At 49.8% G+C, this 23374-nt stretch carries 20 protein-coding genes and 3 pseudogenes; 4 read left to right on the forward strand and 19 right to left on the reverse strand.

Annotated elements, in window-relative coordinates:
- The first annotated feature begins 267 nt into the window (after positions 1-267).
- On the forward strand, positions 268-1341 hold the full coding sequence (locus LG52_RS00125; RefSeq protein ID WP_044730371.1) for an undecaprenyldiphospho-muramoylpentapeptide beta-N-acetylglucosaminyltransferase: 1074 nt from the start codon (positions 268-270) through the stop codon (positions 1339-1341).
- A gap of 487 nt (positions 1342-1828) precedes the next feature.
- Here LG52_RS00125 and LG52_RS00130 read toward each other — a convergent pair whose 3' ends face one another.
- The 4 genes from LG52_RS00130 to LG52_RS00145 form a co-directional block, all read right to left on the reverse strand.
- Complete coding sequence (locus LG52_RS00130; RefSeq protein WP_044730413.1) at positions 1829-2197, reverse strand: hypothetical protein; 369 nt, start codon at positions 2195-2197, stop codon at positions 1829-1831.
- A 22-nt stretch (positions 2198-2219) separates the two neighbouring features.
- A complete protein-coding gene (locus LG52_RS00135) occupies positions 2220-2873 on the reverse strand; it encodes an ABC transporter ATP-binding protein (protein WP_044730372.1) in 654 nt (217 codons plus the stop codon).
- A gap of 25 nt (positions 2874-2898) precedes the next feature.
- Positions 2899-4881 (reverse strand): hypothetical protein, encoded by a 1983-nt coding sequence (locus tag LG52_RS00140; RefSeq protein WP_044730373.1) that lies wholly within the window; start codon positions 4879-4881, stop codon positions 2899-2901.
- 99 nt (positions 4882-4980) lie between these two features.
- The gene (locus LG52_RS00145; protein ID WP_052523744.1) at positions 4981-5352 is read right to left on the reverse strand and encodes a lactococcin 972 family bacteriocin; all 372 of its coding nucleotides are present in this window, start codon (positions 5350-5352) and stop codon (positions 4981-4983) included.
- Between the two features lie 351 nt (positions 5353-5703).
- Between LG52_RS00145 and LG52_RS00150 the strand changes: the two genes are divergently transcribed.
- Positions 5704-6306: a response regulator transcription factor gene (locus LG52_RS00150; RefSeq protein ID WP_075261685.1), complete on the forward strand. Its 603-nt coding sequence runs from the start codon at positions 5704-5706 to the stop codon at positions 6304-6306.
- 305 nt (positions 6307-6611) lie between these two features.
- Here LG52_RS00150 and LG52_RS00155 read toward each other — a convergent pair whose 3' ends face one another.
- The 7 genes and pseudogenes from LG52_RS00155 to LG52_RS00185 form a co-directional block, all read right to left on the reverse strand.
- Positions 6612-7433 (reverse strand): undecaprenyl-diphosphate phosphatase, encoded by an 822-nt coding sequence (locus tag LG52_RS00155; RefSeq protein WP_044730374.1) that lies wholly within the window; start codon positions 7431-7433, stop codon positions 6612-6614.
- Between the two features lie 183 nt (positions 7434-7616).
- Positions 7617-8555, reverse strand: a complete 939-nt coding sequence (locus LG52_RS00160) for an ROK family protein (protein ID WP_044730375.1) — start codon at positions 8553-8555, stop codon at positions 7617-7619.
- Between the two features lie 153 nt (positions 8556-8708).
- Positions 8709-9215 carry a spore coat protein gene (locus LG52_RS00165; RefSeq protein ID WP_082055773.1) on the reverse strand — a complete coding sequence of 169 codons (507 nt, stop codon included), beginning with the start codon at positions 9213-9215 and terminating at the stop codon, positions 8709-8711.
- Positions 9216-9362: 147 nt separating this feature from the next.
- Complete coding sequence (locus tag LG52_RS00170; RefSeq protein ID WP_044730376.1) at positions 9363-10346, reverse strand: sporulation protein; 984 nt, start codon at positions 10344-10346, stop codon at positions 9363-9365.
- Between the two features lie 65 nt (positions 10347-10411).
- Complete coding sequence (gene ytaF / locus LG52_RS00175; RefSeq protein WP_044730377.1) at positions 10412-11044, reverse strand: sporulation membrane protein YtaF; 633 nt, start codon at positions 11042-11044, stop codon at positions 10412-10414.
- 105 nt (positions 11045-11149) lie between these two features.
- Positions 11150-11839: pseudogene (locus LG52_RS00180) on the reverse strand (amino acid permease); the annotation flags it as partial.
- A gap of 80 nt (positions 11840-11919) precedes the next feature.
- A complete protein-coding gene (locus tag LG52_RS00185; RefSeq protein WP_044730378.1) occupies positions 11920-13257 on the reverse strand; it encodes a TrkH family potassium uptake protein in 1338 nt (445 codons plus the stop codon).
- A 452-nt stretch (positions 13258-13709) separates the two neighbouring features.
- On the opposite strand from LG52_RS00185, the gene LG52_RS00190 reads away from it, so the two are divergent.
- Positions 13710-15665 carry an LTA synthase family protein gene (locus tag LG52_RS00190; protein ID WP_044730379.1) on the forward strand — a complete coding sequence of 652 codons (1956 nt, stop codon included), beginning with the start codon at positions 13710-13712 and terminating at the stop codon, positions 15663-15665.
- Positions 15666-15682: 17 nt separating this feature from the next.
- Here the strand turns inward: LG52_RS00190 and LG52_RS00195 are convergent, their stop codons facing one another.
- The 8 genes and pseudogenes from LG52_RS00195 to LG52_RS00225 all read right to left on the reverse strand — a co-directional run.
- Complete coding sequence (locus LG52_RS00195) at positions 15683-17011, reverse strand: S8 family peptidase (protein WP_044730380.1); 1329 nt, start codon at positions 17009-17011, stop codon at positions 15683-15685.
- Positions 17012-17137: 126 nt separating this feature from the next.
- On the reverse strand, positions 17138-17821 hold the full coding sequence (locus LG52_RS00200) for an N-acetylmuramoyl-L-alanine amidase family protein (protein ID WP_044730381.1): 684 nt from the start codon (positions 17819-17821) through the stop codon (positions 17138-17140).
- A 209-nt stretch (positions 17822-18030) separates the two neighbouring features.
- Positions 18031-18777, reverse strand: coding sequence for an ABC transporter permease (locus tag LG52_RS00205; RefSeq protein ID WP_269430053.1), 747 nt, complete (start codon positions 18775-18777; stop codon positions 18031-18033).
- Positions 18701-19177 (reverse strand): ABC transporter permease, encoded by a 477-nt coding sequence (locus tag LG52_RS20725; protein ID WP_269430054.1) that lies wholly within the window; start codon positions 19175-19177, stop codon positions 18701-18703. The genes LG52_RS00205 and LG52_RS20725 overlap by 77 nt, the downstream gene beginning before the upstream one ends.
- A 1-nt stretch (position 19178) precedes the next feature.
- A complete protein-coding gene (locus tag LG52_RS00210; protein WP_044730382.1) occupies positions 19179-20282 on the reverse strand; it encodes an ABC transporter permease in 1104 nt (367 codons plus the stop codon).
- Positions 20283-20318: 36 nt separating this feature from the next.
- On the reverse strand, positions 20319-21254 hold the full coding sequence (locus tag LG52_RS00215; RefSeq protein ID WP_044730383.1) for an ABC transporter ATP-binding protein: 936 nt from the start codon (positions 21252-21254) through the stop codon (positions 20319-20321).
- A 102-nt stretch (positions 21255-21356) separates the two neighbouring features.
- Positions 21357-22463: a sensor histidine kinase gene (locus LG52_RS00220; RefSeq protein WP_044730384.1), complete on the reverse strand. Its 1107-nt coding sequence runs from the start codon at positions 22461-22463 to the stop codon at positions 21357-21359.
- Positions 22464-22472: 9 nt separating this feature from the next.
- Positions 22473-22874 (reverse strand): annotated as a pseudogene (locus LG52_RS00225) (LuxR C-terminal-related transcriptional regulator); the annotation flags it as partial.
- 3 nt (positions 22875-22877) lie between these two features.
- Between LG52_RS00225 and LG52_RS00230 the strand changes: the two are divergent.
- A pseudogene (locus tag LG52_RS00230) lies at positions 22878-23366 on the forward strand (winged helix-turn-helix domain-containing protein); the annotation flags it as partial.
- Positions 23367-23374: the final 8 nt, after the last annotated feature.

A 23374-nucleotide genomic window follows, 5' to 3' on the forward strand; every position in this document is an offset into this window, starting at 1 on the left:
CACGGTGACAAGAAGAGCGAACAATGCCATGTAAAACAAAATTGCAACTTATATAATTCGAGATCATCACGATGTAGATGTTTTATCCTATACCAAACAAATGAGAAATCGAAAAGAAAATCATAAAAATTTCATGCAGACCATCCGGTCTCCTCGTTTCCTAGTACGAAAAAGCATCACCGCTCAGTTTCCTCCCGAAGCTAGGTGGAATCTGCTATAATACATAAACGATACACGAGCAATTAAAAAAAAGACAGGTGATCCGCATTGCGAAAGAAAATCATCTTAACCGGCGGCGGCACGGCCGGCCATGTCATGGTCAACGTCGCCCTGATTCCAAAATTGAAAGAGCTTGGGTGGGATATCGTATACATCGGATCTCATCAAGGGATTGAACGGGAGATTATCGGCCGCATCGACGGCGTCCCGTACTATTCGGTTTCGACCGGAAAACTGCGTCGCTATTTTGACTGGAAAAACTTTAAAGATCCGTTTCACGTGTTAAAAGGCGTTTGGCAGGCGTACCGCCTTATCCAAAAAGAAAAACCGGACGTCGTCTTCTCAAAAGGAGGATTCGTCTCCGTTCCCGTCATTCTCGGCGCTTGGCTAAACGGCGTGCCGTCGATTATCCATGAATCTGACTTAACCCCGGGGCTTGCGAACAAAATCGCCATGCCGTTTGCGACAAAAATCTGCCTCACCTTCCCGGAAACGAGGCAATACGTCAATGCCGATAAAGCCGTCTATGTCGGCGCCGTCGTCCGCGAAGAGTTGAAGGATGGCAACGCCGAACAAGGGAGGAAGATGTGCCAGTTCGACGGAAAAAAACCGGTCTTGCTAGCGATGGGCGGCAGCTTAGGCTCGAAAAAAATCAACGACGCCTTGCGCGCCAACCTATCGACGCTTCTGGCCGAATTTGACATCATCCACATTTGCGGCAAAGGGAACATCGACCCAAGCCTCGCAGGCCAAAAAGGATACAAACAGTTCGAATACGTCAACGAAGAGCTGCCCCACTTACTCGCCTTGGCCGACATCGTCGTCTCCCGCGCCGGGGCGAACGCCATTTTCGAACTGCTCGCCTTGCGCAAGCCGATGCTGCTCATTCCGCTGTCCAAAGCGGCGAGCCGCGGCGACCAAATCCTAAACGCCCGCTCGTTTGAAAAAGCAGGCTATGCGGAAGTGCTGATGGAAGAGGATTTAACGAACGAATCGCTACAAGCCGCCATTCGCCGCCTGTACGACCAAAAAGACCGTTACCGGAAAAACATGGATAAAGCCGGCGCGTGCGATCCGCTGCAAACGCTGCTTGCGATCATTCAAGACACCGCCCGCCGGTAAAAACAGGCGATGCCTGATGCGGCCAACCACGGCCGTTTTTCGGCATCGCCTCGTTTTTTCCTCACACCGGCTCAAGCCGATCACAATTCATTTGGAATAAATAATAAGACCGCACAGAAATAACGATGTCTTCTCAATAACTTGTCTATGCGATAGGGCTACACCTAAAGCGATTTTACTGTATTATAACTTATAGTACAGAATAAGAGCAAGAATCTTTTTTTCTTTGCTGACAAAGCAGCGCTTTCACCTCCCCCTCTCTCTCGACTCAACATCGATGCCGAGCCTTTGTAACGGCTCTTCATGAACTGGATATACGGGGCTGCATGGAGGAAATCAAATGCGAAAACGAAGCAAAGCCCCCACGCGTAAAAGATCCAAGGAGCGAAAGAACTCCGAATCGTCGGCCTAGAAGGACGGTGATTTGAATGAAAAAACAAAAGCAGCTCAAAAACGTCCCTTCTCAAGTTGAGAAATCAACACCATCTCATCTTTCAATTAGCTCAACCGGAACCCCGAAACTGTGGTCAGCCAAAATGGAGGAAACAGCATCCCGTTCCGCCTTTGTATGATAAACAATGCGGATGAGCGCTTCATCTGCATGATCTCCGCACGGTGCCCCCACCTTCACGCTTACTCCCTTCCCCACGTTCTCCAAGCGAGCCACGAGATCCCGGTGCTGACTCAATGCGCGTCTCACCTCCGATTGGCTCGGCAGTTTTCCGCATTCGGGACGAGCAAATTCCTGTTTGCCTGGAAACGGGATGAGCGACAAACCAATCCCCCCTCCCGCTACTAAAAATCCGCCGACCAACACAATGGCAACGCCAATGCCCCACCATCGTTTTTTCGCCATCTTCATTCGTCCCCCCTTCTCCTCATCTACCATGTCGCATTCCCTTTAGCGCATGCTCGGCATGGGCAGCGCGCATCATTTTCTCATCGTGGGTCGCGACAATGACCGTTCTCCCTTGCTTCGCCAATAATTGAAGGAGCTCAATGACGCGATCTCCATTGGCCTCATCAAGAGAAGCCGTCGGCTCATCAGCAAAAATGACTTGTGCATCTTTATAGAGAGCGCGTGCAATCGCCAAACGCCGTTTTTCTCCTCCACTCAGACGGGCGGCCAATTCTCGTTCTCTTCCATCCAACCCCGTTTCCGATAACACTTTGCGCACCCGCTCCTCGTCCCCTACAACTTTAGAGCGAAACAAACTCGAAGTCATCGTGACATTAAACGCGACAGATTCTTCCTCAATAATTCCGTAATCTTGGAGAATGAATGCCGCATGGTTTTTCCAAAACAGACGACGTTGCTTAGCTCCCCAACTGGTTGTATCAACACCATCAATCAATACACGCCCGCTTGTCGGCCGCAAAAGCAATGCAAGCACATGGAGAAGCGTCGTTTTGCCCGCTCCGCTTGGACCGACAAGCGCCGTCAAGGCTCCAGGAGAGCATATGACACTTTCATTTTCCATAATCGTTCGCTCATTGATGGTCATCGTCACTTGATTGGCTTCAATCCTCATTGCAGTCGACTCCTCCTTTTTCTTTCTACAACTGGCGCAGGGAATTTTTCGCAAACACCCAAGCTGCCGCACCAATATGTACGAACGGCAAAGCAAGCAGCACAAGCGCCCCCGTTAGACCGACCGGCAACCAGCCGTTTGCTCCTTGAAATAGCATAATCAGCATCACCACGATCCCCCCTAACACCCACTCTTTCACGATTCGCCCGCGCGACACCGCCCACCAAGATGCCCCAGCAAGACGAAGCGGGAAATCGCGCTTTGCCTTTAACACGGCCATAATAAACGCGCTAATGGTCGCGGCAATGGCCAAGGCTGCCAAAAGAGCAACGATCGATCCAGCTCTAAGCCACACAAAATAGGCATAAAGCTGCGCGCGCAAAATTCCTTCCTCCGCCATATAGTTGACGCGGATCCGGTTCTGAAGGCCGCGTTCAGATACGAGTTTCTGTGTTTCCTCTAATCCGACAAAACTCAACTCCGACGAGGAAGCAACAGAGATCAAAAAATTGTCGTTGAACAATGCATGGACATGAGGTGCAAACAACAATAACACGTCCTTCGGCTGGGCAAACTCAAGTTGCCCGCCAAAGCGGACAAATGGAAAAAGGGACGATCCGGTCAAACGATACATCTTGACCTCATGCCATATGTTTCTTGCCTGCTGCTGCTTTCTTACATATAATGGAATTGAGGATTCCAGAAATTTTTTCGCATCCTTTGGAATCTGCTCCAGCGCAAGAGGAACCAAAGACAGTCCTTTGTTCTTCTTGCGAACGATATCCAGCCATCGCTCATTCACCATAATAACGTAACGGTACGGCGCAATGGTCATACCATCGATGGCGAAATCGTCTTCCGTCCACGCTTTCGATAACACCACGCGATTGGCGGTCTCCGCTTGTCGAACCATGTCCCCGACCGATGGTTGCAACGTCTGAAATAACTGCTCGATTTCCGCTCCCCCGGCGCTCCCCGGACGGGACGGGAACACCAACACCACTTGATCAGCCAACGACTTCCACATGACTTGTTCCTGTGCCGTTTTTCTTGCATTTGTATAAGCTGAAACCGCCGGTGAGACAGTGGAAAGGACGAAAGCAAATACAGCTAGTTTCAACGCGGCCGAACTTTTGGCCAAACGCTTGACAGCGGGCTCGCGCATCGCTAACATCTCTGGATTCGGCCATGAGGCAATAGAAAATATCAACGCGCAAACCAGTGTCGAGAAGATCACCATCGCCTCAGCCAAAAGCAATACTTTACTATAGTAAGGCACGAATCCCCATCCATAGACAAAACCGACATAAAGAGCTGCCAAGACGTCCAATATGGCGGCGGCGAGAACCATAGCCAGTAAAAAGTGACTGAAATCCTCACACTGGATGCGCCACGTCGGAACTCCCGCCAACACACGCAACGCACGCCCTTTCGCCTTGACAGCCAGCCAATACAAGGCTAACGACACCATCAACATCGAAACGGCCAATAGCGCTACACCGAAATCGCTTTGCATGATCAAAAATTCGAGAATGGTCAACAGTGTTTCTTCGCTCCATTTCTGATCGACTCGATGTGACGTCAGCCAATGTTTCAACTCGTCTATATGATCGGTTTTCCCTGTCACCAAATAATCGCCATTGGCAAACGAATGGGCCAACGCGCGGCGATCGCGGATCTCCGCATCCGGCTCATGGCCAAAACGCTCGATTCGCTTCGGAAATGCCCCTTTCTGTCCCACTTGAACGAAGATCTGCCCTGACTGATCCCCCCGTAAATCGGGCGCGACTTTCATCAATCCCAATTCCCATTGATCGCTCATCGCACCCAACTGTTGAAACACATCTTCCTGACGCAAATCAGACTGGCTAAAATCCAATGTCACTTTCGCTTTCACACCCAGCTGCTCAGGAAAAAATCGGTCATGGATATCCGAAACAACGACCGCCACCAAAGCTAAGAGAAGAAACTGCACAGCGGAAACAGCGATCACGATTTTTTTATGCATGAGCCTCATTCCTTTCCTAATCCATCATCCGTCGGGAAGAGAAAGACCCCATCCCGCTCGGGAAGGGGTGAAAGAAAAGCTTCCAGTCAAACAGATTCACTATTTGCAAATTCTATAATAATAGGCGTCATCGGACCACGGAAAATTAAGAGCCCCTTTCTCAGCAGCAGAGGTCAATCCTGGTGGGGTATCAACACTTCGTAGCATCTCACCATTGTATACAACTGTTGAACCGTGGCACGAATTCGGATGATAGTAGTAGGAGCGAACCATAGCATTCCAGAAGCCATATGTCCATTTTCCTCCCTCAATTGGATATTGGACGGTAGGACCTGGATGCAACCACGCTGCAGCTTGATTTGGGTTTATTAAGCCAAAAGCGATGATGGAAAGCATCAACACACCAGCCAATGTCATGACCTTTCGCAAAAGTATATGGACGGTTTTAGGCGAAGCAAGAATCCCAAACATAAGTAATCCCCCTTTTATACTTCATGCTTTGATCCAACACAAAGCGCCAATGATTGATGATATACGAATAGCCGGCCGGCTTCACATTTTACTTTAGCAAAATTACTCCCCGAAAACATCCGTATTTTCCACAAATTTCATTGCGGAAAATACCTATTTTTTGAAATTTAGTTTACTGAGATGGATATATATTGTAAAATTTTAATGGATTAGGCTGAGAGAGACGGCCTCATTGGACAAAACGGCACATCGTTCATCCCCCTGTAAAACTCCATCATTTTCCACAGCAACTCGTGTTTCAGCCAAATAAACAGCCACTCACAATGTTTTACGGGGGGGGGGAGGGAAGAAATTGTGAAGATCAAAGTCCTGCTAGTGGACGATCATTGTCTTGTCATGGATGGCATCCGTCAGTTGCTGGAACGTGAGCTAGACTTGGAAGTGGTGGGCGCCGTTTCCTCTCCGACCGACTTGGAGCAGAAAATCGCTCAACATCAGCCTGACATTATTGTCATGGACATTCGCTTCAAAGGGAAAAACGGCCTCCTTTGGACAAGGAAAATCTCATCATTATTTCCTGCATGCAAAGTCGTGATTTTGTCTCGATCTCATTGTCTGGAGTACATGAACGCCGCCTACGAGGCAGGCGCCTATGCCTTTGTATCCGAACAAGACTCTGTCGAAACACTTATTCACGCCATTCGGGAAAGCCATCGAGGGGTGAAATCATTTCCGACCCACCTCGTTTTCCATGATCGTTCGTCCCTAACCGAAATGGAGTTGGCTGTTCTCGAGCTCATTGCCCAAGACAAAACGAATATCGAAATTAGCGAACAATTAAACATCAGCAAACGAACCGTGGAGCACCACGTATCTTCCATTTTGCGAAAACTTGATGTAAAGTCGCGGGCAGGGGCGGTGGGAAAAGCCATCGAACTCGGATTGTTTGGATGATTGAATTGTGGAAAACGCTAATTTTTCTTCTAAAAGAGTGGTTAAAAAACCTGTCCTTTTCCATCGCTGGTTCTCTACGAAAACGGAACACCGGATTTAGAAGGTTTTTCAATTTAAAAAAACACTGCTGGAGAACAGGATTTTTCAGTTAAATGGCTTCCCTTATAAATATCGATGTATATACAAGCAGTCATTTTCAAGGTTGAAGTGTAACATGCGTTCATGTTTGTTTGCTGCTGCCTTCCCGTGTTCACTTCCCGTCAAATGAAAACCGCCCGGCGGAACAATCCCGCCAGGCGGCACGACTAGAAGTATAAGACATAAATGACAACGGCCAGCACGATCCGATACACCGCAAACGGCACGAGGCGGATGCGGTTGATGAGCTCAAGGAAAAAGCGGATCGCGAGCAAGGCGAAGACAAAGGCGCTCAAGAAGCCGGCGATGAAAAACGGGATATCGGCTGCGGTGACGTATTGCCAGTTTTTCAACAGCGACAGCCCGCTCGCCCCCGCCATGATCGGAACGGCCATAATGAACGTGAAATCAGCGGCGGCGCGATGGCTCATGCCGACAAGCACCCCGCCTGAGATCGTCGAGCCAGAGCGGGAAAAACCGGGCCATAGCGATAAACATTGCATCAAACCAACAAGAAACGCCTGCTTGTACGTAATTTCGTCGACCGTCTGCGCCCGCGCTGCTTTTTTGGCGAATTTGTCGGCGGCGATCATGAGCAGCGCGCCGAGCACAAGGCCGATCAGCACCGTTTTTGTCGAAAACAAATGTTCATCGATGTAATCTTCAAACAAGACGCCGAGCACCCCAGCCGGCAGCAGGCCAATGATGACGTGAATGAGCGTCAGCCGCGGATGCCCGCCCGGATGGCGGCCGCGAACGCCAAGCAAGTCGAGAAATCGGTCTTTAAACACGACCACAGCGGCTAAAATCGAGCCGAGCTGAATGACGACTTTAAATGTATTCGCCGCGTACTTGCCTAAAAACTCTGTGGATTTCAGCCAAAGATCGTCGACAATAATCATATGGCCGGTCGAGGAAACAGGGGCGAACTCGGTCAGCCCTTCGACCATCCCTAAAATGATCGCCTTCCACAATTCCATCCAGTGCATGTCCTTCCATCCTTTCTGCGCGGGGTCGTCCTTTCTATACATATGGGCCAATCGGGTGGGATAACACTCCACTTTTGGCCACGCCTGCTCTATTGTACTACAAATCTTTGTCTTGTACTACCCGCGCTTTTTCTGGGCAGCGGCCTTGTTTTCGAGACAGAACCGTCGACTTCCTGTTGCTGCTCAATGGGACGGGCCGGACGCTTCCCCTAACTCCCCGTGCCGCTCTAAGTAATGATACAAAGCGCCGAGCAAGTTCGCATCGTTTTTGAATTGGCACGTCTCCACCACCGGCTGGACTTTGGCAATTGGAACGAGCGACAATAACACCGAAAGCCGCTTGTTGATTTCGTCGACGAAATCGGGGCGGCTGCTAATGCCTCCGCCGACAATGATTTTTTCCGGGTCGTATGCGTACTGCAAGTTAAAAATCCCTTGGGCCAATGAAAAATAAAACCGGTCAATGGCCTTTTGCGCGGCTTCATCGCCGCTCTCGGCCAACGCAAATACTTTTTCTCCGTCCAGCTCCCTCTCCGGCATCCCTTTTTCCTTGGCCGCCATCCGGATCAGCGCGCTTGTCGCCGCCAGTTCGCTCCATGTTTTGCATTCGATCCTTCCGTTCTCATAGCGGACGTCCATCAACATATAACCGAATTCCCCGCCGTGCAAATGCGCTCCTTTATGAATGCGTCCGTCTTTCACGATCGCCCCGCCAATGCCGGTGCCGACGATGACAAAGGCGATGTCGCGGCAGTGCCGCCCCGCTCCTTTCCATAATTCACCGAGCGCCGCGCAGTTCGCGTCATTTTCCAGTTCCACCGGCAGGCCCGTCGCCCCGCCAAATACTTCTTTAAAGTTGGGACCGTGAATACAAGGCAAGGCGCTGCTTCCGCCGATGTGGCCGATGTCGCTATCCACACTTCCTGCGGAACTGATCGCGATGCCGGAAAGTTGATAGTTTTCCTGCGCTTGGCGGACGACGTTAAGCAAGTCATCGCGAAATTGATGAAAGTCATGCCGCTCCGAACGGTAACGCCCCTTTTCTAGAAAGTCGCCATGCTCGTTCATGACGGCATGTTTGACATATGTGCCGCCAATATCAAAAACGATATAGTAACGCACCGATGACGCCTCCTTCGTTCTTTTATCTTTCCTCTCTTCTAGCTCCATTAGGCTTAGCTGCTTCCCGCTTTTATGTATTCGCCGTCGGTCAGTCCGCTCCTTCCCACAGTGATGAAAGAGGCCGCTCCGTTTGGCGGGAGCGGCTCACTTCTGTTATCGTTCATATCCCATCGACAACGCTTTTTGCGCATTGCGGACGTCATTGTGAAGAAGATGGCCAAGATCGTACGCCGGGTAGTAACCGTGTTTATGCATATAGTTGAACGCTTTTTCGTGCGTGTCAATGGTTTTGAGCAGGTGTTTGACAAACGTTTTGCGCAACACCGGCGTCGCCGCCTCGGTAATGGCAGCAGCATAATTGCGCACTGCCGTTTTTGAAAAGCCAAGCAAGTCGCCAGCGTGCAAGGCGCGGTCGCCATCATCATGGTCGCGTCTTTCTTCCATCATAGGTGCCGCCGGAATGAAGGCAAGCAGCTCGCGCAAATTCGTTTCCAGCCCTTGAATTGTCTCAAGGTACAATCCTTTTAATTCAGGACAGTCGATTTTGCCGACCGCCTTTTTCAGTTTTATGAGCCCGTGTGCTTGAAAAGCGATCAGTTCATGCAACTCCAACGTTTCATGCCAAGCCAAATGGCGATGGCCGTGCATCTGTCCATGCATATGGATCACGTTCTCCCCTTGTTGTTCATTGGTTGATTTCCATTTACTGTATATGCCTGCCAAAAGGAAATGGTCACTATTGTCCGAGCTTCCTGCACCAGCAAAAAAGGCGTCCCGCGAAAAGCGAAACGCCTTCCTCAGCTACTGTTACAACAGATCCCCGCCGTCAAATCCATCGCCGCCATCAAACCAATCATCCACGTCCAACCCGTCAGCGACATCATCGATCACATCGTCAAGCAGCTCTTCCGCCACCATTCCTGCCAGCATCCCGGCGGCAAATCCGCCAATGGCGCCGGCCCACCCATGTCCACCATGGTGCGAATGGTGGATGGACGGATAATGGCCGGCTGGATGTCCATAAATGGGGGAATGCGGTGTTGCCCAGGGATACCTGGATGGCTGGGCAAACGATCCCGCTGCATGCACGGCCTCGTCGATTGCTTCTTTCAACAAGCGAGTCGAGGCCGCCGGGTCGCGAAGCTGCTCGTTGGAAATGAACAGCTCTCGTTTCATTTCGCGCTCCCCGCCAAAGCCGTGGCGAACGTCGATCTCCATATACAAACGCACCCCTTCTTCCTCGACGAGGGCAAAAAACTCGACTTCTTGGACGATCCCTTGGAATTCGCCCGCGGGGAAGAACGAAAATTCCTGTCCATGCGGCGTAATGCTTCCGGATGTCGCTTTCTCCCGGAATCCTAAGGCTGCCAAAGCGGTAAACACTTGCTCCAAGGCCGTCGGCGGCAAAATGTGAATGGCGTCTTGGTCATATGCATCCGCCCCATCGGCAATATCGAGCCGGGTGACGAACGTATAACGGACCGTTGGGCGGCTGATCGGCAAATGGAACGGCAGTGTGTACGAAAACGGGAGCACTTTCCGCTCACCGGGCTGAATCGTAAACGAGGAAGCGATCGGGATCACCGCTGCGGTTCGGCGATATGCCTTTCCTTCCGCATGCACTTCCAATTGCAATACGACATCTAGGTTCCGAATGTGTTGGGCAACCGAACCGCCTTCCAGCAAAAATTCCCCTTCCAACGTTTCACCAAGGCGCACATGAGGGCGATGCAGCACGAGATCCACTTTGGCAGCGCCAATGCCGAGTTTCGATAAAAACCTTTTCCACACCGGACCTCTCTCCTTTCATCAACCTAATTTCACACTTGAATTACGAACAAGCCGCCAAAATGGTGTCACCGAAATAATTTGATCAACCCTAGGACGATCAACACAATCCCAGGCAGCATGGTCGCCTTTTTCATGATTCCCGTTTTCGACACCATATACCCAAACGATAAGCCGAGTCGGATGAACACAAGATTAAACACGCCAACCAACAGGGCAAACGAAAGCGGAGGAAAATGCAAAAGCGACGAACTGATCCCGGCGCCAAATGAATCCATCGACAGAGCGATCCCGATCAACAACGCTTCTTTTTGACTGATCGTGCCTGAACGATCAAGATCGCCAAGTTCGGGGCGTTTCAATACTTGAACAGCGCCGCTGAATCCGATCGTTTCCCCTGTTTCATTGAATTCCATAGGAGTCTCCTGTCGCTTCGGCTTGTAGACGTTATACATTGCCCAACCGCCGAGCGCTATGAGAATGAAGGAAGCAATCCCCTTCTCCACTTGCAAGGGTAAAACAAGCGCCAACAGACGACCGATGTTCATGGATGCAAACACCACCGCCCCGGACATGGATGCGATAAGCGCCAACGAAAAGAAGGAAAAACGGACACCACCCATTCCATACGTAATGCCTACGCTCAAGCTGTCTATGCTCACGCTGAAAGCGAGCAAAATCATGGACACCCATAACCACATATGAATCCCCCCTGCCGTACGATATGCAATTACGTACGGAGAGGGGACTTTCTTGCCATTCGACACGCATCGATTTCCAGGGAAATGTTTCCCCTTTTCTCGACATTATTCCGGCAAATGATACGGCAACGTTGCAATGACAACATCTTTTTTCATGATCAAGAAAAAGCGCAAGATGATAGCGGTTTGGTTATGCAAAAATGTATGCCACCATTTTTTCACGATAAATTGAGGCAAGAGCACCGTCACCGGCGCGCGGTCTGCTTCTTTTTCCGCTTTCGTGATGTATTCTAACAATGGCGACAAAATGGTTCGGTACGGTGAATAGATGACTTTCAACGGAATGTCCGGATAAAACTTCTCCCACTTTTGCCGCAGCTTTTGTTCGTCTTTTTCGTTGAAAATAATCGACAGCGCCGTAATGTCATCGGAAATGCTGCGGGCGTACTGAACGGATTGGGCGACCACTTTGCTGACGCCGGAAATGGGAATAATGACTTTTGGTTTCAACATTTTCTCGCGCTGTTGCCACTCCCGTTCGTCAAGCCGCAGCTGCTCGCCAAGTTTTTTGTAATGTTCATGAATTCGACTGAACATCCAGACAAACAGCGGAATCGCCACGATGACGATCCATGCTCCTTGCGTAAATTTGGCGATCATCGTGACGAGCGTGACCATCCCGGTGACAGCCGCTCCCGTTCCAACGGTAAGCAGCACGCCGATCTTCCGTCCTTCTTCCCGTTGCCATAATTTTTTAATCAACCCGCTCTGACCGATGGTAAAGGAGGAAAACAGCGAGTTTCTGGGCTTTTGAGCTTATTTTTTCCTTATTATTTCCCCTTCACTCACGCTCCCGACATTTTTCTGTTTTTCACTCATCCAATCATCATTTTCCCCTTCGGATAGCGGAACGGATCGGGCTGACGGCGCAGCGTGACCGCATAGGCGATCGTCAACGGGCCGACGCGGCCGGCAAACATCGTCAAGACAATGATCACCTTCCCGAGCGGGGACAAATCGGGCGTCAACCCCATTGATAGTCCGACGGTCCCAAACGCCGATGTCGCTTCGAATAAAATCATTAAAAAGTCTTTTCCCTTTTCGGTCATCGTCAACACCATCGTCACAAGCATGACGACAAACAACCCGCTCATCGTCACTGTCAGCGACTTGTACACCGTATCGTACACGATCCGTTTCCGAAACAAAATGACATCTTCTTTGCCGCGAATTTGCGACCATACGGCGCCGAGCAAGGTCGTGAACGTCGTCGTTTTGATTCCTCCGCCCGTCGAACCCGGAGAAGCGCCGACAAACATGAGAAAAACGATCAAAAACAGCGTCGGCTGCGTCAAATCCGGGATGTTGAGCGTATTCGAGCCCGCCGTTCTCGGGGTGACCGCTTGGTAAAACGCGGACAAAAACTTGCCTGAGAGCGACAGCGGCCCCATCGTCTTCGGATTGTTCCACTCCAGCAGCAATATCAGCGCCATGCTGGCAAACACCAGCCATGCGGTCGTGATGACCACCACCTTCGAATGAAGAGACAACCGCCGTGTTTGCCGGTACTCATACACTTCATTCATGACAATAAAACCGATCCCGCCCAGTATAATTAAAATCGGCACGACAAGGCTCACGACCGGATCTTCCACGTAGCCGGTCAAACTGCGAAACTCGCCCATCAAGTCAAAGCCGGCGTTGTTAAAGTTGGAAATCGCATGAAAGAACCCAAAGTAAACGGCTTTCCAAAACGGCATATCGAACGAGAAACGAATCGCCAACAGCAATCCACCGATGCCTTCAATAACGACGGTAAAAACGAGAATGCGTTTCACGAGCCGAACAATCCCTTCGATGCTCAGCTGATTGAGCGCCTCTTGCAGCAACAACCTCTCTTTCAAGGAAATCCGCTTGCCGAGCAAAAAGGCAAACAACGTAGCAAATGTCATAAATCCAAGCCCGCCCACTTGGATCAGCGCTAAAATGACCAGCTGGCCGAACAACGTGAACGTCGTCCCCGTATCAACCACAACAAGTCCGGTCACGCACGTAGCAGATGTCGCTGTAAACAAGGCGTCTAAAAACGGAAGTCCTTTCCCGTCAACGGTCGCCGTCGGCAGCATCAACAAGAAAGCTCCAACCAAAATAATCAAGGCAAAGCCCGACACTAATACTTTCGGCGGATCAAAAAAATTGCTTTTTGGATTCATTGGCATGGTTTACCCCTTTCCCTTCATCCATTTCTTCCTTTAGTTGTGGATGATGCATAGAAAAATATAACAAAAACCAGCTGGTTCGGGTACCTTAAACAAATTTTCATCATAACATTCTTCCCACATAATAAAATGGATAAAGGGCATGGCCACCAGCTTCAAGAATGCGGATGAAGTGAAACCTTTTCCGTCTCCGTTCGTCTATATGAATGGTGAATCGTAATCGAGCTGGGAATCACAAAGGCAGCGAGGCGCGGAAAAGGGCTTGCGCCAGCCCCATTCAAAACATTCCATTGACTTTTGGCAAAAGACGTATTATGCTACTTGACATGGAGACGTTCCGATGTAAAATCATGTCAGAATAAAACATTGGTTGCTGTGGACAACGGCTGTTGATATAAACATAGAAGCATCGTTAAAGAATACGGGACAAAGGAGGAGAAGAGGACGTGAAGGCAGTTTGGGAAAACTGGTTGAAAAAATGTCGTTCTCTCCCTAACCAATACATCGGCTTTTTTATTTTTGCCGTGCTCTTATTTTGGTTGAAGACGTACGCCGCCTATTTAGCAGAATTTAACCTTGGCATCAGCAACTCCATGCAGGAGTTTTTATTGTTCATCAACCCGGTCAGCTCGGCGGTATTCTTCCTTGGATTGGCCCTGTTGGCCAAGGAAACGCGTGTGTACAAATGGCTCATTATTATTAATTTCATTTTATCGTTCATCTTATACGCCAATATCGTCTATTATCGCTTTTTCAGCGATTTTATTACATTGCCGACGTTGACGCAAACGAAAAACTTCGGCGACCTCGGCGGAAGCATTTGGGAATTGATCCATTGGTATGACGCGTTCTATTTCTTGGATACGATCATTTTATCGGTCATCGTCTTCTCAAAACGGTTCCCGCTCCCGCCTGTGCGGGCCGGCCGTTTCAAAAAAGGGGCCATTTTTGCCTCGGCCATTTTAATGTTCAGCGTCAACTTGGCGCTCGCTGAGGCGGACCGCCCGCAGCTCTTGACAAGAACGTTTGACCGAAACTATATCGTCAAGTATTTAGGCGTGTACAACTATTTAATTTACGACGCGATCCAAAGCATGAAATCATCGACGCAACGGGCGTTCGCCAACAAAAGCGACATCACGACCGTCTTGAACCATGTGCAGGCGACATACGCCAAGCCGAATCCGAAATATTTCGGCGTGGCCAAAGGCATGAATGTCATCTATATTCACTTAGAATCATTCCAAAACTTTTTAATTCACTACAAACTGAATGGCGAGGAAGTGACGCCGTTCTTAAACTCGCTCACCCGCGATCCGAACACGTTCTATTTCGACAACTTCTTCCATCAAACAGGGCAAGGGAAAACATCGGACGCGGAGTTCATGCTGGAAAATTCGCTGTTTGGCTTGCCGCAAGGGGCCGTGTTCACAACAAAAGGGCAAAACACGTATCATGCGGCTCCGGCCATTCTTCACCAGTACGGATATACAAGCGCGGTTTTCCACGGCAACTACAAAACGTTCTGGAACCGCGATGAAATTTACAAGTCGTTCGGCTTTGACCACTTTTTTGACGCAAGCTACTACGATATGAACGATGAGGACGTCTTGAATTACGGACTGAAAGACAAACCGTTTTTCCGGGAGTCAATCCCGCTGTTAGAAACATTGAAAGAACCGTTCTATGTGAAATTTATTACGCTGTCCAACCACTTCCCGTACCCGATCAGCGAGGAAGACGCGACGATCCCGCCTGCGACGACCGGTGATGGAACAGTCGACCGGTATTTCCAAACGGCCCGTTATTTGGACGAGGCGGTGAAAGAGTTCTTTGATTATCTGAAAAAATCGGGCCTGTACGACCGCTCGGTCATCATCTTATACGGCGACCATTACGGCATTTCGGAAAACCATGACAAAGCGATGGCGCAAATTTTAGGAAAAGAAATTACACCGTATGAGCATGCACAATTGCAGCGGGTGCCGCTGTTCATCCACGTGCCGGGCGTAAAAGGCGGCGTCATTCATGAGTTTGGCGGCCAAATCGATTTGTTGCCGACGGTGCTGCACTTGCTTGGCATCGACACGAAAAACTTCGTCCAATTCGGCACGGATTTGCTGTCGCCGGAACATCAAGAAATTGTTCCGTTCCGCAACGGCGACTTTGTCACTCCGAGCGTAACGGCTGTCAATGGCAAATACTATGACACGAAAACGGGCGAATCGCTTGAAGAAACACCGGAAATTAAGCGCATTGAACAAATCGTTCGGACCAAACTCGATCTATCGGATAAAGTCGTCTACGGTGATTTGCTCCGATTCTATACACCGAAAGGCTTCAAACCGGTCGATCCGTCAAAATATGATTACAATAACCGTGAAGAGGGAAGCGATCAATGATCGCCCCCTCTTTTTTCTCAACTCTGCAATAGCCGTTCGATGGCCCGCTGCGCATTGATATAGCCCGCTCCGTATACGTTTGGATCGCGCCCTTTCCACAAATCGGCGCCGTCTTTTAACACCTGCTTGATTGCATCCGGCGTTGCATTTGGTTTGGCCTGAAGCATCAACGCGACAATGCCGGCGCAAATCGGCGTTGCCATCGATGTGCCGGACATCGTCATATAATAATCGCCGACCCGGCTTTGCTTATTCATCTTGTCAAGAAATGAACGCGGAGCGCGGAGGGAAATGATGTTGACGCCAGGAACAACGAGATCCGGTTTCACCACCCCATATTCGGTCGGCCCTCGGCTCGAAAACGACGCCACATCATCATCGGTGTGCGTTGCCGCTGTATCATGATCGTCAAGGGCGCCGACGGTAATGATGCGATCGCTAATGCCCGGGCTTGAAATCGTCCCATAATTCGGCCCTTCATTCCCTGCCGCTGCACAGACGACAATGCCCTGCTCCCACGCCCGCTCAGCGACTTGCACGAGCGGATCGTCATTTTCCGCTGGGAACGGTTGCGGCTCCCCTCCAAGCGATAAAGAAATAATATGGATTCGCTTGGTCGGGTTTTTCTTATTGTAATCAATGCACCACTCAATGCCGCGCATGATCGTCTCCAGCGTCCCACTTCCTGAACGGTCGAGCACCTTGACACCGATGAGGTTTGCCTCATACGCCGGTCCGGCGTATAGCCCGTCCGACATGCGCCCATTTCCAGCTGCATCACCGGCGCAGTGCGTTCCATGCCCGTTGTCATCATACGGTGTCGAGCGGCCATTCACAAAATCGGCAAACGCCACAATCCGTCCCTCTAAATCCGGGTGCGGGTAAATGCCCGTGTCAACGATCGCAATCGTCACCCCTTTGCCGCTCAGCTCCGTTCCGTTGATCGTGACGTGCTTGGCATTCGCTGATGGCACCGCATTGTTTAATAACGCCCTCACCGTCCGATTGAGATACACTTTTTTCACTTTCGGATGCTCGATCAGCTGCTCAAGCGCCGCCGGCGTCACCCGTGCGCTGTAGAAAGGAACATGGCGAAAATGATGGTGTACTTTCATGCGGAAATGATCGCGTTCCGCCTTGGCCACTGCCTCCATCCCTTCAGCATTTTCGACTTCAATCAAAACGGAAATCGTCCGCCATTTGCGCAGCCACCGCTCCATCCAGCGATGAAAAATGCACGGCATGCGCGTCATCGGTTGATACATACTGACAAGTGCATGGCGGAGCGGGCGATCAAGCCGCTCTGCATGGCGGCGGGTCAGCTGCACGATCGAATAGCCAAACATGCTCTTCCTCCTTCTTTCGTTTGTCGCTATACTCATATGACGTGCAGACAAAGAAGGAGGCGGCGGTTCCACTAGGACGAACGGACAAAAAAAGCCTGCCCCGCCGAAACGGAGCAAGCTTTTCTCTCATTCCTCCACCTGTTCAAGCACAATTTGCTCTGCCTTTCCTAAATAATGCTCAACTTGGCGCAGCACGTTTTTCCGTTCGGCAAAAGCGCCGACTTGCGTCCCATCGACAATGACGCGCGTCAATGCTGTTTTTCGCTTTTTCTGCAGACCAAGCACCCGCTCCAACCCATTCACATGCCCGCGGGCGACCATACGCAAAAAACGGGTATCATTCAGTCTTCTCGCATCTTCTTCTCGATCAATAAACCCGTTCTCGGTGAGCACGGCTGGCATCGTCGTTTCCCTCAGCACATGAAAATTCGCTTTCTTTTTCCCGCGATCGCGAAATCCCGTTGCATTGACGACTTCTTCATGAATGGCATTGCGAATGCGGGCTGTTGGAGAATCATCATCGAGCCGGTTATAAATGTAATCTTCATACCCGGTGCCGCCGCCCGCATTCACGTGAATGGCCACATACAAATCCGCCCCCCAGCGGTTGGCCCTGTCCGTCCGCTCATCAAGCGACACTGTTTCATCGTTTGTCCGACTCAACTGCACGGAAACTCCTTCATACTCGTTTTGCAGCAGGCGGCTCATCTCTAAAGCGATAAACAACGTAATGTCTTTTTCCAACAATCCGTTGCCGACCGCGCCAGTGTCGTTCCCACCGTGCCCTGGATCGAGAAAAATTTTGACCATCTTTCTTCTCCTTTCACATCCCTCATCTTTTAGGAATATGGCACTATTAGCATAAGCATCGTATCTCCAAAATGCCACGTATACTTCCCCAGGGCCAACAAATAAGGCGCAGTCAAAGAGAACGACTGCGCCTGACATTCCCGCTTATCGACTTGTACGATATGATGAAAGCACCCACACACAGCCAAGAAAACATGGACGGCTGAGCATTATACAAACTGTCCGCTCTGTTGGCTTCGGCTGAACTTGTAAACGGCCAAAAGGAAAAAGGTCAGCGCAAAGGCGAGAAGAATCAACATATGCAAATACAAACTTCCAAAAGAGCGGCCCTCCTGCAGCTTCACCAAAAAATCAAGCGCCCACCGCTGTGGCATAAAGTACGCTGCTTTTTGCAAAAACTTCGGCATCAGCTCCACCGGCCAAAAACAGCCGGCGAGCATGCATGTCGGCACGGTAACCAATGGCTGCAGCGCTCCCGCGGAAGCGGAGCTGTTCGCAAACATCACTGTAATCAAAGACAAGCCGATCGCGGATAAAGAGAAAAGCAGGAGCACCAGGGCCATTTGCCACATCGGAATATTAGGATGAATATGAAAGATGTTCTTCATTGCCACGAGTGTCACGGTGATTTGCGCCGTCATAATCAACAAATTCACCACGATATTCGATAACACATACGTTCTCGCCTGAATCGGCGTCGTCAATAAACGAGAATATGCGCGCTCTTCTTTTTCTTTGATGATGATCTCAGTCAAATTTCCCGCTGACATCAACATAATCATGACCAAATAACCGATCGTTTGATACGTGACCCCTCTCTGTTTGGCTGTGTCGGACAACGAGTGAACGGACAGGCGGAATGGCGCTTGTTGATACCGCTCATACATCTGCCAAAAGATTTGATTGTTTCCCGTTGGCCAATCGCCCCAATGTGGCCAGATGATCGATGTATTCATGCAAGTACGACTTGATGAACATCGTGATTTCCGCTCCCTTGAGCGAGACGAGTTTGATCGGCCGGGGCTGGCCGTGCTGAACGCTTTCGGAAAACCCTTGGGGGAAAATCAGCACGCCATCCACCTTTTGCGAGGTGATTTGGTCGTCCACCGCTGACAACTTTACGCTTTTCACGGATAGATGATCAATATTTTTCAGAAAACGGATCGCATCATCGGCAACGCGCCCATGATCCTCATTGACCACCCCAATGCGCACATCCTTGGCCGGGGAGCTTCCGTAAGCAAACAAGGACAACAGAATCGCGGCCAAAGGGGTGCCGAAATAGAGCAAAAAATTGATTTTCCGACGAAACGTCCGCTTTAACGTATATTTCACCAACCAGATGACGTCATTCACCTTATAATCCCTCCCGTCTCGCCATCGATGCGACAGCGATCATCAAAAACAACGCCGCTATACCGATATTCAGCAGCATAGTTGGAACGACGCTTGACAAATCGTTCGCATACACGATTTTGAAAATCGTGTCATTCATCCAAGAAAGCGGAGACAAATGGGCATACCATGCTGTTTCATCGATCGGAAAATAAGCGCCGCCGAAAAAGGAAGACAGCTGAATGATAACCATCGCAATCGTTCGCGCCGCTCCTTCCGTCCTTGCCATATAGCTCATCCCTAGACCAAAGCTGATGGCCAAGACTACCTCGGTCAACATAAGCAACCATACGAGGCTTACGTGATGCCCCCAATCGGCATGAAGCACCCATTGGCTGAACAACATGACGACGGCAACACAAAGAAAATTCGCCGCGACGCTTCCAGCCAGTTTTCCAATAAAGATCTCGCTTTTGCGAACAGGAGCAGCCAAAAGGCGATCAGCTGTCTTCCGCGTCCGCTCTCCCCGCAGCAAAGAGATGCCCGGCAATGCGCTATACAAAGCGATCATCGTCGTCATCGCCACCGCATAATAATCCATCGCCCCCGGGTTGCGCTTGGAATGCAGCGACCTTTCTTGAATATACTCCTCATGCGGACTGTGATCTGGCTGAACAGAACCGGGCTTCACCTCTGAAACCGCCATGGCCAGTTTGTATTGGCCCACAAACGCGGCCATCACCCCCTCAACAAGGCTTCCTTTGATCTTGTTGCGCTCATTGATGTACAACTCCACTCCACGCGGTCCAATCTCGACGTACCCATCCGCTTTTCCTTCCTGCACCGCCTGTTTTCCATCCATGTGGTCCAGCACCTTTCGAAAATCGATGTGGGCTTTCTTCGCTTCTTGGGCCATGGCGTGAATATACGGCGACAACCGCTCCGCTGTTTGATCTTTGTACAAGACGCGGACATCGCCGACGGAAATCGTCCAGTGGAACGCGTTGGAAAGGGCTGTTCCTAAGATGAATATCATTACGATCGGAAACAGCAGCATAAAAAACAGCGTCCGGACATCACGAAAATCGCTTTTGATTTCCTTCACCGCGATCCGAAAGATATTCAAACGAAACACCTCCTTTACATGTGGCAGGCCAAACAGCTAATCCCGCAAGTTTCTCCCCGTCAGTGTCAGAAAGACCGTTTCCAAGTTCGGTGATTTGTCTTCGAGCGAACGGATTTCGACACCGTCATTGATCAGGCATTGCACGATTTGATTTAAATTATTGACGCTGATATCCGAACTGATTTTGATCATATTTTCTTCGCATTGCACTGCCTTGACTCCGCGAATATCTTGGAGATGCTGCTTGTTGAGCCGATCCATCCCCCTGATTTCAATCCAAATGTCTTTTGTATCGGTGATAATCGCTTCCAGCTGTTCTTTTGTCCCCTCTGCGATGATTTTCCCATGATCAATAATCGCGATTCGGGTGCATATTTCCTCAACTTCTTCCATATAGTGGCTTGTATAAATGATCGTACATCCCATCTTATTGAGCTTTTTCACCGAAGCTAAAATATAATTTCGCGACTGCGGATCGATGCCGACAGTTGGCTCATCTATAATGATGAGCTTCGGCCGATGGGCAAGAGCGCAGGCGATATTGAGCCTCCGCTTCATCCCTCCTGAGAAATGTTTCGGATAACTTTTGCGCTTATCGCTTAAACCGACAAACTCGAGCGCCTCTTCAACCCGCTGGCGCTGCTCCGCGCCGCGCAGTCCATACAACCCGGCAAAAAATTCAACATTCTCATACGCCGTCAAATTTTCATAGATGGCGATCTCTTGGGGAACAATGCCGATGTGTTGTTTGGCAAACTGGCCATGCTTGGCGATGTCCTTGCCGAGAATCTTGATTTCACCTACGTTTAGGCGCAGCAACCCGGCAATCATATTAATCGTGGTGCTTTTTCCCGCGCCATTGGCTCCGAGGAAGCCAAAAATTTCCCCTTGCGCAACCGTAAGAGACATATGATCGACAGCGATGAAGTCACCAAATTTTTTGGTCACTTGTTTGATCTCTAAAATGTTCATCGTTCCACCTTCTTTCCATGCTTGGTGCCATTCATTATAGAAAAAAAGATGAACTCCTGTTAGTGCAGGAATTCATCTCGTTGATATGAGAAAGTTCACGATTTACTCATGAATCGGAAGCAACGTCGTGACAGAAAAACCGTTCGTTCCATCGACAATGACCGTGCCATGGACAGAGGCCGCCCGTTCCTCCATACCGATGATTCCAAGTCCTTTCTTGATCTTGGCCGCACCTTTGCCATTGTCTTTCACTTCCACTTTAATGATGCGATTCAAGACGTGAATCTCCACGGCAATGGCGGTGGCCTCGGCGTATTTGACCGCATTCGTCAACGCCTCGGCAATGTTCTCATAAATCACTTTCCATTGGATCGGCGTAATGACATCCAAATCCCCTTTACATACGAGCGGAACCGGGAGATGATGTTGAGCGGAAAATTCCTCAATGAATAATTTCACACGATTCAGTCCGATTTGCTCGAGCGGCGGTTTAATCTGTTTTAATGTCATCCGGATTTGTTCCATGCCTTCTTTGGAAATGTGGATGGCGTTTTCCAACAATTGTTTCGCCTTGTCGCGGTCCCCATCCATCAACCGTTTGGCCGCCTCCATCTGAATGAGCGCTCCAGCGAGCGAGTGGCCGATTTGATCATGGATGCGCTGCGACAGACGATTCCGTTCTTCCAACTGCAACGTATATTCCGACTGCTTGATGTATTGATGATATTCGCTGATCCTTCTTGTCAGCCGATGCAAATCATGGCGCATCTGATCGAGACGATCTTCTTGTTGTTCCATCCGCTCGATGTGCCGCTTGACTGCCGTCACGCTGACAAAACTGAACAATGCCACAAAGCCGTATAATTTCCCCGCCGATGGATCAAGCCAAACAACCGGAACAAGCAGCGCCGCCCATATCCCCCATAGTCGGGGAATGTAGAACGAAGCCAACTCATATCCATTGAAAGGCAACAATAAAACAAATAACGGCTCCACATAGACGCTCGACAGAATCACAAGAACGACGGAACACAGCGCCGCTCCCTTTTTCCACCTCACATTTCGAACGATAGAAGCAAACAAACTGAGACAAAAATAAATCAGAGAGGACAGGACAAACCAAGATCCTTCCCTCTGTTCCGATGAGATATAATCGAACGCTGTATATCCCCATACAATGAGTTTGTAAAACAGAAGCAAAAGTTCCATAACGCTCCCTCAACCGATTTTTCCTGTTAAGTAATAAACGGCAATTTGCGTTCGATGCTGCAGTCCGGTTTTGTCCAAAATCGATGTGATGTAATTGGCCACCGTTCCCTCAGAGAGAAATAGATGTTTGGCAATCTCTTTATTCGAAAGCCCTTTCGCAATGAGGGCCATAATGTCCAGCTCTCGTTCCGTAAACAAGCTTTTGTCGATTTTCACCGCTGGCTCTGTTTCTCCTTTTAGGTTGGACTTAATTTTATCCATCACGATATCTTGCATTACCACTTGGCCGTGATACACCGCTTTGATCGCTTCGCGGATTCGTTCCGGGTCCGTATTTTTTAAAAAATATCCTTTTGCGCCGTATTGAATGGCGTCTAGAATGTATTCATCATCATCAAACGTCGTCAAGATGGTGAATTGCGCAAGACGAGCCGCGTTGGCATCATTATGGTCACAGCGAAAACAGAGGAAACTGACAAAATCATTGGCCTAGAGGTAGGAGCGGATGATTATATTACCAAACCTTTTTCACTGAGAGAACTGGCAGCCCGCATTCGCTCGGTATTGCGGCGAATGGAAGGGCAAAACAACCCGGAGAACATGATGAAACGCGGAGAATTGACCATTTCTGAAGAGCAATGCCGCGTATGGAAACGAGGAAATGAAATCGCCTTAACGCCGACCGAATTCAAGCTGTTGCTTACCCTAGCCGCAAAACCAGGTGTCGTCTATAGCCGTCTGCAGCTGTTGCAAAGCATTTTTGAAGATGATCTTTTCAACGACGAGCGAACCGTTGATGCTCATATCAGCCGTCTCCGCAAAAAGATTGAAGATGATCCGTCCCGTCCCATCTATATCCAAACTGTTTATGGATTCGGTTATCGTTTCGGTGAACAGATATGAGCATTAGG

It is taken from the genome of Geobacillus kaustophilus (genome assembly GCF_000948285.1).
Lineage (GTDB): Bacteria > Bacillota > Bacilli > Bacillales > Anoxybacillaceae > Geobacillus > Geobacillus thermoleovorans_A.